The organism is Streptomyces sp. Xyl84 (assembly GCF_059731885.1).
Genome location: NZ_AP029182.1, coordinates 1,131,959 through 1,147,273, shown reverse-complemented (window position 1 = coordinate 1,147,273; position 15,315 = coordinate 1,131,959). Strand labels below are relative to the sequence as shown.

Genomic DNA, 15,315 nt, shown 5'->3' with positions numbered 1-15,315 from the left:
GTCAGTTCACTTCCTTCAGTTCGCGGTAGGCGGCCACGAGGGCGGCGGTGGAGGGGTCGAGGCCGGGCACTTCGGCGCCCTCGGTGAGCGCGGGCTCGACGCGCTTGGCCAGCACCTTGCCGAGTTCCACGCCCCACTGGTCGAAGGAGTCGATGTTCCACACGGCACCCTGGACGAACACCTTGTGCTCGTAGAGGGCGATCAGCTGGCCGAGGACCGACGGGGTCAGCTCGGCGGCCAGGAGGGTCGTGGTCGGGTGGTTGCCGTGGAAGGTGCGGTGCGTGACCTGCTCCTCGGGCACACCCTCGGCGCGCACCTCGTCGGCGGTCTTGCCGAAGGCCAGCGCCTGGCCCTGGGCGAACAGGTTGGCCATGAGCAGGTCGTGCTGGGCCTTGAGTTCGCCGCTCAGCTCGGCCACCGGGTTGGCGAAGCCGATCAGGTCGGCCGGGATGAGCTTGGTGCCCTGGTGGATGAGCTGGTAGTAGGCGTGCTGCCCGTTGGTGCCGGGGGTGCCCCAGACCACCGGGCCGGTCTGCCACTCGACCGGTTCGCCGTCGCGCTGGACCGACTTGCCGTTGGACTCCATGTCGAGCTGCTGGAGGTAGGCGGTGAACTTCGACAGGTAGTGCGAGTACGGCAGGACCGCGTGCGTCTGCGCGTCGAAGAAGTTGCCGTACCAGATGCCCAGCAGGCCCAGGATCAGCGGGGCGTTGGCCTCGGCGGGCGCGTTGCGGAAGTGGTCGTCGACGATGCGGAAGCCGTCCAGCATCTCGCGGAAGCGGTCCGGGCCGATCGCGATCATCAGGGACAGGCCGATCGCGGAGTCGTACGAGTACCGGCCGCCGACCCAGTCCCAGAACTCGAACATGTTGTCGACGTCGATACCGAACGCGGTGACCTTCTCCGCGTTCGTCGACAACGCCACGAAGTGCTTGGCGACCGCCTTGTCCTCGCCCCCCAGCCCCCTGAGCAGCCAGTCGCGCGCCGAGGTGGCGTTGGTGATCGTCTCGATCGTCGTGAACGTCTTGGACGCCACGATGAACAGCGTCTCGGCCGGGTCCAGGTCGCGGGTCGCCTCGTGCAGGTCGGCGCCGTCGACGTTGGAGACGAACCGCACCGTCAGGTCGCGGTCGGTGTAGGACCGCAGCACCTCGTACGCCATCGCCGGGCCCAGGTCGGAGCCGCCGATGCCGATGTTGACGATGTTGCGGATGCGCTTGCCGGTGTGGCCGGTCCACTCACCGGAGCGGACCCGCTCGGCGAAGGCGGCCATCTTGTCGAGGACCGCGTGCACCTTCGGCACCACGTTCTCGCCGTCGACCTCGATCACCGCGTCCCGCGCGGCGCGCAGCGCGGTGTGCAGCACGGCCCGGTTCTCGGTGATGTTGATCTTCTCACCGCGGAACATGGCGTCGCGCAGCCCGAACACGTCCGTGGCCTTGGCCAGTTCGCGCAGCAGCCGCAGGGTCTCGTCGGTGACCAGGTGCTTGGAGTAGTCGATGCGCAGATCACCGACGCGCACGGTGTAGCGCTCCGCGCGGGAGGGGTCCTCGGCGAACAGCTCCCGCAGGTGCGGCTGCCACTGGGCGCGGTGGTCCTCCAGCGCGGTCCACTCGGGACGCCGGGTCAGCTTGGGGGTGTCGGACATGTCAGACGGTCTCCTTGATCCCGTCGCCCCGCAGGGCCACGGCGTACATCTCGTCGGCGTCGAGGCGGCGCAGCTCCTCGGCGATGAGTTCGGAGGTGGGACGGACCTTGAGGGCCAGGGTGCGCGAGGGCTGGCCGGGCAGGCTCAGCGTGGCCAGCGGTCCCTCGGGCCGGTCGATGACGATCTCGCCGTCGGCGGTGCCCAGGCGCACGGCCGTCACGAACGGGCCGGCGCTGCCGACCCGGTCCACGGTGACGCCGAGGCGGGCCTCGAGCCAGCGGGCCAGCAGCTCGGCGCTCGGGTTCTCCGCCTCGGCCTCCACGGCCGCAGAGGTCACCCGCACCCGGGCCTGGTCCAGCGCCGCGGCGAGCATCGAACGCCACAGCGTGAGCCGGGTCCAGGCGAGGTCGGTGTCGCCGGGGGCGTAGTGGCGCGCCCGGGTCTCGAGGACCTCCAGCGGCTTCTCGAAGGCGTACAGGTCGGTGATCCGGCGCTGGGCCAGCGCGCCCAGCGGGTCCGCGGCGGGGTTGTCGGGCGCCTCCACCGGCCACCACACCACCACCGGCGCGTCCGGCAGCAGCAGCGGCAGGACCACCGAGTCGGCGTGGTCGGAGACCTCGCCGTAGGTGCGCAGCACCACCGTCTCGCCGGTGCCGGCCTCCGAGCCGACCCGGACCTCGGCGTCCAGCCGCGAGTGAGTGCGGTCGCGCAGGGTGCGCGCGTGCCGCTTGATCACGACCAGGGTGCGCGAGGGGTGCTCGCGCGAGGCGTCCTCGGCCGCCTTGATCGAGTCGTAGGCGTTCTCCTCGTCCGCGACGATCACCATCGTCAGGACCATGCCCACGGCGGGCGTGCCGATGGCGCGGCGGCCCTGCACCAGCGCCTTGTTGATCTTGCTTGCCGTGGTGTCGGTCAGGTCGATCTTCATGGCCTGCGCCAGCTCCGTCCGTCTCGTGCGAGCATCTCGTCGGCTTCCCGCGGACCCCAGGTGCCCGACGGGTACTGGGCGGGCCTGCCGTGCTCGTCCCAGTAGCCCTCGATCGGGTCGAGGATCTTCCAGGACTCTTCCACTTCCTGGTGACGGGGGAACAGGTTCGCGTCACCGAGCAGCACGTCCAGGATGAGGCGTTCGTACGCCTCCGGGCTGGACTCCGTGAAGGACTCGCCGTAGGCGAAGTCCATCGTCACGTCCCGGATCTCCATGGAGGTGCCCGGCACCTTCGAGCCGAACCGGACCGTCATGCCCTCGTCCGGCTGGACGCGGATCACGATGGCGTTCTCGCCCAGCTCCTCGGTGGCCGTGGAGTCGAACGGGGAGTGCGGCGCCCGCTTGAAGACCACCGCGATCTCGGTGACCCGGCGGCCCAGCCGCTTGCCGGTGCGCAGGTAGAACGGCACCCCGGCCCAGCGGCGGTTGTCGATCCCCAGCTTGACCGCCGCGTAGGTGTCGGTCTTCGACTGCGGGTCGATGCCCTCCTCCTGGAGGTAGCCGGGCACCTTCGCGCCGCCCTGCCAGCCCTCGGCGTACTGGGCGCGCACGGTGTGGGCGCCCAGGTCCTCGGGCAGCCGCACCGACTTGAGCACCTTCAGCTTCTCGGTGAGCAGCGCCTCCGCGTCGAACGCGATGGGTTCCTCCATCGCGGTGAGCGCCATCAGCTGGAGCAGGTGGTTCTGGATGACGTCACGGGCGGCGCCGATGCCGTCGTAGTACCCGGCCCGGCCGCCGATGCCGATGTCCTCGGCCATGGTGATCTGCACGTGGTCGACGTACGACCGGTTCCAGATCGGCTCGTACATCTGGTTGGCGAAGCGCAGCGCCAGGATGTTCTGGACAGTCTCCTTGCCCAGGTAGTGGTCGATGCGGAAGACCTGCTCCGGGTCGAAGACCTCGTGCACGATCCGGTTCAGCTCGCGGGCGCTGGCCAGGTCGTGGCCGAACGGCTTCTCGATGACCGCGCGCCGCCAGGCCCCGTCCGGCCCCTCCGCCAGACCGTGCTTCTTCAGCTGCTGCACGACCTTGGGGAAGAACTTCGGCGGTACCGAGAGGTAGAAGGCGAAGTTGCCGCCGGTGCCCCGGGAGGCGTCCAGCTCCTCCACCGCCCCGCGCAGCTGCTTGAACGCGGTGTCGTCGTCGAAGTCACCGGGGATGAACCGCATGCCCTCGGCGAGCTGCTGCCAGACCTCCTCGCGGAAGGGGGTGCGCGCGTGCTCCTTGACCGCGTCGTGCACCACCTGCGCGAAGTCCTGGTTCTCCCAGTCCCGGCGGGCGAAGCCGACCAGCGAGAAGCCCGGCGGCAGCAGGCCGCGGTTGGCCAGGTCGTAGACGGCCGGCATCAGCTTCTTGCGGGACAGGTCGCCGGTGACGCCGAAGATGACGAGCCCGGAGGGGCCCGCGATCCTGGGCAGCCGGCGGTCCCGCGCGTCGCGCAGCGGGTTCACCCAGTCGGCGGCCGGGACGACCGGGACGCGCACGGCGGCGGGCGCCGCCTTCGTCCCGGGTGTCTTCGGCGCGGTGGCCGCGGGGGCCGGTGCGGTGGACTGCATGGCCTTGGGGCTCGGCTCCTCGGCCCCGGCGTCCGGCGACGGGCTCGCCGCCGGCTCGGCGGGCTTCTTGCTCATTCCGCGTCAGCTCCCTTGCTGTTCAAGGACTTCGTGACCGCGTCCAGCAGGTCTTGCCAGGCCGTCTCGAACTTGGCGACACCCTCGTCCTCGAGCTGCTGGACGACCTCTTCGTAGGAGATCCCCAGCCGCCCGACCGCCGCGAGGTCCGCGCGGGCCTGCTCGTAACCGCCGGTCACCGTGTCCCCGGTGATCTCGCCGTGGTCGGCGGTGGCGTTCAGCGTGGCCTCCGGCATGGTGTTCACCGTGCCCGGGGCGACCAGCTCGTCCACGTACAGGGTGTCCTTGTACGCCGGATCCTTCACCCCGGTCGACGCCCACAGGGGACGCTGCGCGTTCGCGCCCGCCTCCGCGAGCGTGGCGAAGCGCTCGCCCGGCCGGGTCGCGCCGCCCACGGAACCGAACACCTGCTCGTACGCCTCGTAGGCCAGCCGGGCGTTCGCCAGCGCCGCCCTGCCCTTGAGCGCCAGCGCCTCGTCGGTGCCCAGCAGGGTCAGCCGCTTGTCGATCTCGGAGTCCACCCGGGAGACGAAGAAGGAGGCGACGGAGTGGATCAGCGACAGGTCCAGGCCCGCGGCACGCGCCTTCTCCAGGCCGGCGAGGTAGGCGTCCATGACCTCGCGGTAGCGCTCCAGGGAGAAGATCAGCGTCACATTGACACTGATACCCGCTCCGACGACCTCCGTGATGGCCGGCAGACCCGCACGGGTGGCGGGAATCTTGATCATCACGTTCGGGCGGTCCACCAGCCAGGCCAGCTGGCGGGCCTCGGCGACGGTCGCCGCCGTGTCGTGGGCCAGGCGCGGGTCGACCTCGATGGAGACCCGGCCGTCCCGGCCGCCGGTCGCGTCGTGGACACCGCGCAGCACGTCGGCGGCGGCCCGCACGTCGGCGGTGGTCATCATGCGCACGGCCTCCTCGACCGTGACGCCGCGCACGGCCAGGTCGGCCAGCTGCTCCTCGTAGCCCTCGCCGGAGCCGATGGCGGCCTGGAAGATCGACGGGTTCGTGGTGACGCCCACGACGTGCTTGTCCTCCAGCAGCCCGGCCAGGTTGCCGGAGTCGATCCGGCGCCGCGACAGGTCGTCCAGCCAGATCGACACGCCCTGCTCGGACAGGCGCCCCAGCGCTCCGGCGGTCGCGGTTGCTTCGCTCACAGTGATCATCTTCCTTGTTGCGTGCGGATCATGCGCGCGCGGCGGCCAGCGAGGCGCGGGCCGCTGCGGCGACGTTCTCGGGGGTGAAGCCGTACTCGGCGAACAGGGTCGCGGCGTCGGCGGAGGCACCGAAGTGTTCGAGGGAGACGATGCGCCCTGCGTCACCTGTGAAGCGGTACCACGTGAGATTGATGCCGGCCTCCACGGCGACCCGCGCCCGCACCGACGGCGGCAGCACCCGCTCGCGGTACTCGCGCGGCTGCTCCTCGAACCACTCCACGGATGGCATCGACACCACGCGGGTGGCGGTCCCCTCCGCCTCCAGCGTCTCGCGGGCGGCCACGGCGAGCTGCACCTCGGAGCCGGTGGCGATCAGGATCACCTCCGGGGTGCCGGTGGAGGCCTCCGCCAGGACGTAGCCGCCCTTGGCCGCGTCCGGGTTCGGCGCGTACGTCGGCACGCCCTGGCGGGTGAGCACCAGGCCGTGCGGGGCCGGGCGGGTGGCGTGCCGCTCCAGGATCTCCGCCCAGGCGATGGCGGTCTCGTTGGCGTCGGCGGGGCGGACCACGTTCAGGCCGGGGATGGCGCGCAGCGAGGCCAGGTGCTCGACGGGCTGGTGGGTGGGGCCGTCCTCGCCCAGGCCGATGGAGTCGTGCGTCCACACGTACGTCACCGGCAGCTGCATCAGCGCGGACAGGCGCACCGCGTTGCGCATGTAGTCGGAGAACACCAGGAAGGTGCCGCCGTAGATGCGCGTGTTGCCGTGCAGGGCGATGCCGTTCATCTCCGCGGCCATGGAGAACTCGCGGATGCCGAAGTGGACCGTGCGGCCGTAGGGGCTCGCCTCCGGCAGCGGGTTGCCCGCGGGCAGGAACGACGACGTCTTGTCGATCGTGGTGTTGTTCGAGCCGGCCAGGTCGGCGGAGCCGCCCCACAGCTCGGGCAGCACCCCGCCGAGCGCCTGGAGCACCTTCCCGGAGGCGGCGCGGGTGGCGAGGGACTTGCCCTCCTCGAACACCGGCAGCGCGTCCTGCCAGTTCTCGGGCAGCTTGCCGGCCACGATCCGGTCGAGCAGCGCGGCCCGCTCCGGCTGGGCGCCGCGCCACTTGTCGAGCTGCTTGTCCCAGGCGGCGTGCGCCTCGGCGCCCCGGTCCAGGGCCCGCCGCGTGTGCGCGAGGACGGCGTCCTCCACCTGGAAGGACTGCTCCGGGTCGAAGCCGAGGACGCGCTTGGTGGCGGCGATCTCGTCGGCGCCGAGCGCCGAGCCGTGCGAGGCCTCGGTGTTCTGCGCGTTCGGGGCGGGCCAGGCGATGATCGTGCGCATCGCCACGATCGAGGGACGGGACGTCTCGGCCCTGGCGGCCGACAGCGCCGCGTACAGGGCGTGGACGTCGATGTCGCCGTTCTCGTCCGGCTCGACGCGCTGGGTGTGCCAGCCGTAGGCCTCGTAGCGCTTCAGCACGTCCTCGGAGAAGGCGGTGGCGGTGTCGCCCTCGATGGAGATGTGGTTGTCGTCGTAGAGGAAGACCAGGTTGCCGAGCTTCTGGTGCCCGGCCAGCGAGGAGGCCTCCGCGGAGACGCCCTCCTCCAGGTCGCCGTCGGAGACGATCGCCCAGACGGTGTGGTCGAAGGGCGAGGTGCCCTCGGGCGCGTCCGGGTCGAACAGGCCGCGCTCGTAGCGGGCGGCCATCGCCATGCCGACCGCCATCGCGGCGCCCTGGCCGAGCGGGCCGGTGGTGGTCTCCACACCAGCCGTGTGACCGTACTCAGGGTGACCGGGCGTCTTCGAACCGTAGGTGCGGAACGCCTTCAGGTCGTCCAGCTCCAGCTCGTACCCCGCGAGGAAGAGCTGGGTGTACAGCGTCAGCGAGGTGTGGCCGGGGGAGAGGACGAAGCGGTCACGGCCAGTCCACTCCGGGTCGGACGGGTCGTGCCGCATCAGCTTCTGAAAGATCGTGTAGGCGGCCGGGGCCAGCGCCATCGCGGTGCCGGGGTGCCCGTTGCCGACCTTCTGCACGGCATCGGCCGCCAGCAGGCGGGCGGTGTCGACGGCACGCCGGTCGAGGTCGGTCCACTCGAAGGGCACGGTTGTCTGCTCGTTCATCTTCAAGAAGTCCTCGGAAGAAGCTGGATTGCTGCCGGACGTGTTCGAACTTAAAAGTCAGACTTTTTTGCCGGAAGGTCTCTGTGTGTCAGCCTGTGGTGAAAGTGGGACACGGTTGGATCACTCGGTCCGCCCGGTGGGCGGTCAAGGCGGTACGAGAAGGACATGGCGGACGCAATCACCCATGAGGGCGCTGAGGGCGCCGAGGGCACGGGAAGAGGTGCCGGGAGCGGCGGGGGCACCGGCGCGGGCAGTGGCGGAGGCGCAGGCACCGGCGGCGGCGGTGCGGGGGCGGACGAGGGGATCCGGACCTTCCCCTTCCCGGTCGACCTCAGCCTCGGCGGCGTCGGACTGCAGATCGGCCCCATGGGCGCCGGACACACCTGGCACTCCGAGGCTCCTCTCCACCGTGTCCACCGCATCGACTTCCACGTCGTCATGCTCTTCGACGACGGCCCCGTCCGGCACATGGTCGACTTCGCCGAGTACCAGGCCGCCGCCGGCGACGTGCTGTGGATCCGCCCCGGACAGGCCCATCGCTTCTCCCGCACGGACGAGTACCGCGGAACCGTCCTCACCATGCAGCCCGGGTTCCTGCCCCGCGCCACCGTCGAGGCCACCGGCCTGTACCGCTACGACCTGCCGCCGCTGCTGCACCCGGACGCGGCCCGGCGCGAGGCGCTGAAGGCGGCGCTCGCCCAACTGCGCCGCGAGTACGAGGACACCGCCACCCTGCCGCTGAGCCTGCACACCGCGGTGCTGCGGCACTCGCTGACCGCGTTCCTGCTCCGCCTGGCCCATCTCGCGGCCAGCTCGGCGGAGGCGGCGCGGCAGCAGGCCGACACCACCTTCACCCTGTTCCGCGACGCGGTCGAGCAGGGCTTCACCACCAACCACAGCGTCAGCGCCTACGCCGACGCCCTCGGCTACTCCCGCCGCACCCTCGTGCGCGCCGTGCGGGCCGCCACCGGCGAGACCCCCAAGGGCTTCATCGACAAACGGGTGATCCTGGAGGCCAAGCGCCTCCTCGCCCACACCGGGCTCCCCATCGGCCGCGTCGGCGCCGCGGTGGGCTTCCCGGACGCGGCCAACTTCTCGAAATTCTTCCACCTGCACACGGGCCAGACCCCCGTGGCCTTCCGGGCCGAACTGCGCTGACCCGGCGACGGATCGCGCGCCGGAACAGGCCGGGGCCCCGCACGCCGTGCGGGGCCCCGGCGAAAGCAGTGGTGAGCGACGGCGCTCAGTGGCCGAAGTCGAACCAGTTGACGTTCACGAAGTCGGCCGGCTGGCCACTGGTGAAGGTGAGGTAGACGTCGTGCGTGCCGGTCACCGCGCTGATGTTCGCCGGAACCGTCCGCCACGACTGCCAGCCCCCGGTGTTCGCCAGCGCGAAACTCCCCACCGGCGCGTTGTTCCGGCTGTCCAGGCGTACCTCGACCAGGCCGCTGACGCCGCCCGCGGCCCCGCTCGCGACCCGCGCGTAGAACTGCCTGGCCGCGCTCGAACCGAAGTTGACGCCCTTGTAGAGGGCCCAGTCGCCGTTGGCGATCGACCCGATGTCCTGGCCGCCGCCGGAGTCGGTGGTCGCCTCGGTGTTCACCCCGCTCTGGCCGTCGTACGACTCGGCCTGTACGGGGCTGTAGGCGTCGCGGTTGCCGGTGGGCGGGGGAGTGGTGCCGCCGTCCCCGCCGCCCGAGGAGCGCAGCACCTGCACGTAGTCCACCACCATGGAGTGGCCGGGCTCGGTACCGCTGTCCGGGCCGCCGCCGAACGCGCCGGGGAAGCCGCCGCCCATGGCCACGTTCAGGATGACGAAGAAGCCGTGGTTCGTGGCGTTCGCCCAGGTCGTCGCGTCGACCTGATCGGCCCTCACGGTGTGGAAGGTGACGTTGTCGACGGAGAAGCGGATCTGCTCGGGGCTGGTGGACCGGTCCCACTCCATCGCGTACGTGTGGAAGCCGGCCTGGCAGGTGGCGCCGGGGCAGGCGGTGGAACCGCCGATGCCGGTCGTCTCGTTGCAGGGGCCGCCCGGGCTGGTGCCGCAGTGCATCGTCGCCCAGTCGGTGTTGAGGCCCTGGACGTTCTCCATGATGTCCAGCTCGCCGACGCCGGGCCAGTTCCAGTAGTTGCCCCGGAAGGGCGAGCCCAGCATCCAGAAGGCCGGCCAGTAGCCCTTGGCGGCCGCGCCGGTGACGTTCGGCAGCTGGATGCGGGACTGCACGCGCAGCTTGCCGCCGGCCGGGGGCTGGAAGTCGGTGCGGGTGGTCTCGATCCGGCCCGAGGTCCAGTGGCCGGAGGCGTCCCGGCGAGGGGTGATGAGCAGGTTGCCGCTGCCGTCGAGCGCGACGTTGCTGGTGGACGAGGTCATCGACTCGACCTCGCCGGTGCCCCAGTTGGCCGCACCGCCCGGGTACGACGTCCCGGTGTCGTACTGCCAGTCGGCGGTGTTGACACCGGAGCCGGCGGCGCCGTTGAAGTCGTCGAGGAAGACCTGCGTCCAGCCGGAAGGGGGAGCGGGCGCCGAGGCGTCCGCGGGAAGGGTCGCCGCGGTGGCGAGAGCCGCTGCCAGACCGAGCGTGCCGAGGACCGCGACGAGGGCGCGGCGCGCCGGGCGCCGCCGTCTGCGGGGGGAGCCGACGGGGACGTCGGCGAAGGTGCCGGAAGGATCGCTCATGGGAGCCTCACGGGTGGGGAGTCGGTGGGAACGGACGTTCTGAGAGCGCTCTCAGGCGGTGGGTGCGCCGCCAATGTGCTCTCGGCCACCCCGGTCGTCAAGAGTTGAAGCAAAGAAAGTCGCGCGAGGGCCGGGGAGTTCAGCCGATGAAGGGGGAGAAGGGGGAGGAGCGGGGAGAATACGGGCCGTCCGGGGGCGAGGAGCGGGCGGGGCCGGGGTGCGGCGGGGACGCCGGGGAAGGTGGCGGCCGGGTGCCGGGTGCCGGGTGCCGGGTGCCGGGTGAGGGGTGAGGGCGGGGGCGCACGCCCGTGCCCGGAACGGCTGAGTGCGCCCGCGCCGGGACCCGCCTGTGGCGGGTTCGCTCGCGCCGGGACGCGCCCTCGTGCGGTTTCGCTCGCGCCCGCCCCGCGCCTGGGCTTCCCTGTGCCTGGAGCGTCCGCGCACGGGTTCGCTCACGCCCGGACGCGCCCGCGCCCGGAGACGCGGACGGCGGCGGGTCCGGCGCCGCCGCCGTCCGATGGGTCCGCCGGTCCGCCTATCCGAGGCGGTACGCGTACACCGTCGTCGCAACCTTGCACACGCTCGGCGGGACGACCTCCGTGCGCAGGGTGCCGCGGGAGGCGTCGTAGTCGACGCCCTCCGCCTCGAACGTGCCGGAGCAGACGCTGCGTTGCGGCAGCCCGAAGAGGCTGGAGACGTGCCCGGTCACCGGGCCGCCGTCCAGCTTGTGCTCCAGGTCCACCTGGAGCAGCGGCCGGTCCTCGGGGAACAGCGTCCTCGAACCGTCGTCCGACGCGCACAGCAGCCGGGTGTCGTCGACGAAGTCGCAGCCCTGGATGTCCCGTACGGGCTTGTCGAGGCTGATCTGCGGGGCCTGCGGCAGGGTGCCGCCGGTGCGCGGTGTGGAGGGGTTGAGCAGCGGGGCGGGGAAGACCTGGAGCCGGTTCTGGTCGCCCCACTCGCCCGACACCAGCCACTGCCCGTCGGGCGAGACGGCGGCGAAGGAGTTGTTCACCTTCTCGCCCGCGTCGAGCGGGTGGACGTACTCGTAGCGCTTGCCGTCCGGGGTGGTCACGGCGAACATCTTGGACGTCGCCGAGTCCGCGCCCTGGTAGGCGTCGAAGACGTCGCCCTGCGCGATGTCCGGGTCGCCGACGTGGTTCCAGCCCTTGACGCGCAGGTCCAGCGGGACCGAGGCGAGGCCCCGGTACACCAGCGAGCCGTCCGCGCGGCTGGCGAGTCCCTGACTGCCGCTCAGCGAGTCGACGTGCGAGGTGCCGGTCTCCTGCCAGGCCGGTCCGGCCGCCGCCGCGGAGGTCGCCGCACCGAGCGTGACGGCCGCCGACAGGACGGCCAGGGCGAACAGTTGACGTCTCATCAGGTCCCTGCCGATACGTAGGGGGTGGGTGGGGATTCGAATGGAATCACGTATCGGGCACGGGGTCAGCGGTTTCCGGCTCGCGCACGGCGAGAGACCGGCGCGGGGGAGGGCCGTGGGGCCGGCCGGGCCGGGGCCGGGGCGGCGGGGGTTCGCGGGCGGGCGGCGGGTGCCGAGTAGGGTGCGTGAGGTGCGGGCACCGGCCGGGTGGTGGACAGAGCGGCCGGGCAGGGCCGTGGCGAGAGGTGCGAGGGTGAGGCTGACGATTCTGGGCGGCGGCGGGTTCCGGGTGCCGCTCGTGTACGGGGCGCTGCTCGCGGACCGGGCCGAGGGCCGGGTCACCGAGGTCGTACTGCACGACCTCGACGCCGGACGGCTCTCCGCGATCACCCGGGTCCTGGCCGAGCAGGCCGCCGCGGTGTCCGACGCCCCCCGGGTGCGGGCCACCACCGACCTGGACGAGGCGCTGCGCGGCGCCGATTTCGTGTTCTCGGCGATCCGGGTGGGCGGTCTGGAAGGGCGGGCGAACGACGAACGGGTGGCGCTCGCGCAGGGCGTGCTCGGCCAGGAGACCGTCGGCGCGGGCGGGATCGCCTACGGGCTGCGCACCGTTCCCGTCGCCGTGGACATCGCCCGGAGGGTGGCCCGCCTCGCACCCGACGCCTGGGTCATCAACTTCACCAACCCCGCCGGACTCGTCACCGAGGCCATGTCCCGCCACCTCGGCGACCGGGTCATCGGCATCTGCGACTCACCGGTCGGCCTGGGCCGCCGTATCGCCCGGGTGCTCGGCGCGGACCCGCGGGAGGCGTGGATCGACTACGTCGGGCTCAACCACCTCGGCTGGGTGCGCGGTCTGCGGGTCGCGGGCCGGGACGAACTCCCGCGCCTGCTCGCCGATCCCGGCCTGCTCGGCTCCTTCGAGGAGGGCCGGCTCTTCGGCGCCGAATGGCTGCGGTCCCTGGGCGCGATCCCCAACGAGTACCTGCACTACTACTACTTCGGCCGCGAGGCCGTGCGCGCCTACCGGCGCGCGGACCGGACGCGCGGGGCCTTCCTGCACGAGCAGCAGGCCCGGTTCTACGAGGAACTGCGCGCCCCCGACGCCCCCGCGCTGGACGCCTGGAACCGTACCCGCGCCGAGCGCGAGGCCACCTACATGGCGGAGAACAGGGAGGCCGCCGGGGCGGGCGAGCGGGAGGCCGACGACCTCTCCGGCGGCTACGAGAAGGTCGCCCTCGCCCTGATGCGGGCCGTCGCCCGCGACGAACGCACCACCCTCATCCTCAACGTCCGCAACCGCGGCACGCTGGCGGCGCTGGACTCCGAGGCGGTGATCGAGGTGCCCTGCCTCGTCGACGCCAACGGCGCGCACCCGGTGGCGGCCGAGCCGCTGCCCGGCCACGCCACCGGGCTGGTCTGCGCGGTCAAGGCGGTCGAACGCGAGGTGCTCGCCGCGGCCGACTCCGGCTCGCGCGCGACGGCGGTGAAGGCCTTCGCCCTGCACCCGCTGGTCGACTCCGTGACCGTGGCCCGCACTCTTGTCGAGGAGTACGTCCGGGTCCACCCGGGCCTGGCCTACCTGACGTAGTCGGGCGCGGAGCACGCGCCGGGGCGGCCGGCCGCTCCCCCGTCCGGCGACCGACCGCCCCGCCCCCCGTCCCCCGTGGTTCCCCCGTGCTCCCCGCGTCCCCCACCTTTGAGAGTCGCTGACGCGGGGCCTGATACACCCACCGGGAAAAAAATCCGGGGGAAAAAGTCCGGAGGAGAAATCCGGAGGTCACCCGGGGCCGCGAAGGTGACGGTCCGTTCTGCGCGTACGCCGGATCCGGCCACCGCCGTGGCCGGATACCGGGCCCCTCCTTGTCCGTACGCGGCCGGGTGTGTTGTGGTGGTGCGCGTCGAGCGGCTGACGGGGGGCACGAGGTGACGGCGACGAGCGGTGGTTCCGGGCGGCTGCTCGCCATCAGCGACCTGCACATCGGCTACCGCGAGAACCGGGCCCTGGTCGAGCGGACCGTGCCGGGCTCGGAGGACGACTGGCTGATCGTCGCGGGAGACGTCGCGGAGACCGTCACCGACATCCGCTGGGCCCTGAAGACGCTCGCGAGCCGCTTCCGCAAGGTGATCTGGGCGCCCGGCAACCACGAACTGTGGACCCACCCGCGCGACACCGTCACCCTGCGCGGGGAGGCCCGCTACGAGCACCTGGTCGACCTGTGCCGCGCACTGGACGTGACGACGCCCGAGGACCCCTACCCCGTCTGGTCCGGACCCGGCGGCCCGGCGGCCGTGGCACCGCTGTTCCTCCTGTACGACTACTCGTTCCTGCCGCAGGGCTGCGCCACCAAGGAGGAGGGCCTCGCCTACGCGCACGGCACCGGCATCGTCTGCAACGACGAGTACCTGCTGCACCCCGACCCCTACCCGAGCCGGGAGGCCTGGTGCCGGGCGCGGGTCGCCGAGACCGAGCGGCGGCTCGGCGCGCTGCCCGAGGACCTGCCCACCGTGCTCGTCAACCACTATCCGCTGGACCGGCACCCGATGGACATCCTCCGGTACCCCGAGTTCGCCATGTGGTGCGGCACCCGGCTGACCGCCGACTGGCACCGCAGGTTCCGTGCGACCGCCATGGTCTACGGACACCTCCACATACCGCGGACCACCTGGCACGAGGGCGTCCGTTTCGAGGAGGTGTCGGTGGGATACCCCCGCGAGTGGCGCGAGCGCCCCGGACCACCGGGCAGGCTGCGCCGCGTACTGCCGATGGAGGACACGACCGGTGATCGATGAGCTGCTGCCGGACGCGGTGGTGGCGGTGGAGACGTACGGCGCCGAGGAAGCCGGCCGCGCCACGCTCCACCCCGAGGAACAGGCGGTCGTGGTGCGCGCGGTCGCCAAGCGGCGCCGCGAGTTCGCCGCCGTGCGGGAGTGCGCGCGCCGCGCCATGGAGAAGCTCGGCGTACCGCGGCAGCCCGTCCTGCCCGGTGAGCGGGGCGCCCCGCGCTGGCCGGCGGGACTGGTCGGCAGCATGACCCACTGCGACGGCTACTACGCCGCCGCGCTGGCCCGGGCCACCGACGTGGCCTCCCTGGGCATCGACGCCGAGCCCCACGCGGCGCTCCCGGAAGAGGTCCTGCCCGCCGTCACGCTGCCCGACGAGCGGCGCCGGCTGGACCTGCTGGCCGGCCGGCGGCCCGACGTCCACTGGTCCAGGCTGCTGTTCAGCGCCAAGGAGTCCGTGTACAAGGCGTGGTTCCCGCTGACCGGCGCGTGGCTGGACTTCGAGGAGGCCGACGTGGACATCCGCACGGACGGCGGCACCCCGCTCACCGGCTCCTTCCAGGCCCGGCTCCTGGTCCCCGGCCCCCTGCTGGGCGAGCACCGCGTCACCCGTTTCGACGGCCGCTGGACCGTACGGGCGGGCCTGCTGGCGACGGCGGTGACGGTGCCGGTCCCCTGAAACCCCGGCGAGGGGCCCGGACCGGGGCGCGCCGACCGGTCACGGCGGCCCCCAGTCCGGCCTGCGCCTGGCCCGGCCTGCGCCGTGCCTGGCTTGCGCGCGGCCCGGTTCGTTCACGGCCCGCGCCCGGTCCGGCATGCGTCCGGCCCGACCCCTACGCGGCTCGCGCCCGGCCCGGCTCGCACCCGGCTCCCGCCAGGCCCGGTTTGCGCGCTGCCCTGACCCGCCTGTGCCCCCAGCCCGCGCTCCGTCCTGCCGGGCTCGCCCCG

11 protein-coding genes are annotated in these 15,315 nt (G+C 72.4%); 4 read left to right on the top strand and 7 right to left on the bottom strand.

Annotated elements, in window-relative coordinates; translation table 11 throughout:
• Position 1 precedes the first annotated feature (1 nt).
• The 5 genes from pgi to tkt form a co-directional block, all read right to left on the bottom strand.
• The gene (gene pgi, locus AC6I72_RS04915; RefSeq protein ID WP_497999636.1) at positions 2-1,648 is read right to left on the bottom strand and encodes a glucose-6-phosphate isomerase; all 1,647 of its coding nucleotides are present in this window, start codon (positions 1,646-1,648) and stop codon (positions 2-4) included.
• A gap of 1 nt (position 1,649) precedes the next feature.
• Positions 1,650-2,576 carry a glucose-6-phosphate dehydrogenase assembly protein OpcA gene (gene opcA, locus AC6I72_RS04910; RefSeq protein ID WP_497999635.1) on the bottom strand — a complete coding sequence of 309 codons (927 nt, stop codon included), beginning with the start codon at positions 2,574-2,576 and terminating at the stop codon, positions 1,650-1,652.
• Positions 2,573-4,192 (bottom strand): glucose-6-phosphate dehydrogenase, encoded by a 1,620-nt coding sequence (gene zwf / locus AC6I72_RS04905; protein ID WP_498004593.1) that lies wholly within the window; start codon positions 4,190-4,192, stop codon positions 2,573-2,575. Before zwf ends, opcA begins: the two co-directional genes overlap by 4 nt.
• Before the next feature lie 71 nt (positions 4,193-4,263).
• Positions 4,264-5,433, bottom strand: coding sequence for a transaldolase (tal, locus tag AC6I72_RS04900; protein ID WP_497999634.1), 1,170 nt, complete (start codon positions 5,431-5,433; stop codon positions 4,264-4,266).
• A gap of 19 nt (positions 5,434-5,452) precedes the next feature.
• Positions 5,453-7,528, bottom strand: a complete 2,076-nt coding sequence (gene tkt / locus AC6I72_RS04895; RefSeq protein ID WP_497999633.1) for a transketolase — start codon at positions 7,526-7,528, stop codon at positions 5,453-5,455.
• 165 nt (positions 7,529-7,693) lie between these two features.
• Between tkt and AC6I72_RS04890 the strand changes: the two genes are divergently transcribed.
• Positions 7,694-8,686: a helix-turn-helix domain-containing protein gene (locus AC6I72_RS04890; protein WP_497999632.1), complete on the top strand. Its 993-nt coding sequence runs from the start codon at positions 7,694-7,696 to the stop codon at positions 8,684-8,686.
• Positions 8,687-8,771: 85 nt separating this feature from the next.
• Here the strand turns inward: AC6I72_RS04890 and AC6I72_RS04885 are convergent, their stop codons facing one another.
• Both AC6I72_RS04885 and AC6I72_RS04880 read right to left on the bottom strand, forming a co-directional pair.
• Positions 8,772-10,205 (bottom strand): glycoside hydrolase family 16 protein, encoded by a 1,434-nt coding sequence (locus AC6I72_RS04885; RefSeq protein WP_497999631.1) that lies wholly within the window; start codon positions 10,203-10,205, stop codon positions 8,772-8,774.
• A gap of 535 nt (positions 10,206-10,740) precedes the next feature.
• On the bottom strand, positions 10,741-11,583 hold the full coding sequence (locus tag AC6I72_RS04880) for a hypothetical protein (RefSeq protein WP_497999630.1): 843 nt from the start codon (positions 11,581-11,583) through the stop codon (positions 10,741-10,743).
• A 253-nt stretch (positions 11,584-11,836) separates the two neighbouring features.
• Here AC6I72_RS04880 and AC6I72_RS04875 point away from each other — a divergent pair, with 253 nt between their 5' ends.
• From AC6I72_RS04875 to AC6I72_RS04865, 3 genes are all read left to right on the top strand, one after another.
• On the top strand, positions 11,837-13,174 hold the full coding sequence (locus AC6I72_RS04875; RefSeq protein WP_497999629.1) for a 6-phospho-beta-glucosidase: 1,338 nt from the start codon (positions 11,837-11,839) through the stop codon (positions 13,172-13,174).
• Positions 13,175-13,509: 335 nt separating this feature from the next.
• On the top strand, positions 13,510-14,376 hold the full coding sequence (locus AC6I72_RS04870) for a metallophosphoesterase family protein (protein ID WP_497999628.1): 867 nt from the start codon (positions 13,510-13,512) through the stop codon (positions 14,374-14,376).
• The gene (locus AC6I72_RS04865; protein ID WP_497999627.1) at positions 14,366-15,046 is read left to right on the top strand and encodes a 4'-phosphopantetheinyl transferase family protein; all 681 of its coding nucleotides are present in this window, start codon (positions 14,366-14,368) and stop codon (positions 15,044-15,046) included. The genes AC6I72_RS04870 and AC6I72_RS04865 overlap by 11 nt, the downstream gene beginning before the upstream one ends.
• Positions 15,047-15,315: the final 269 nt, after the last annotated feature.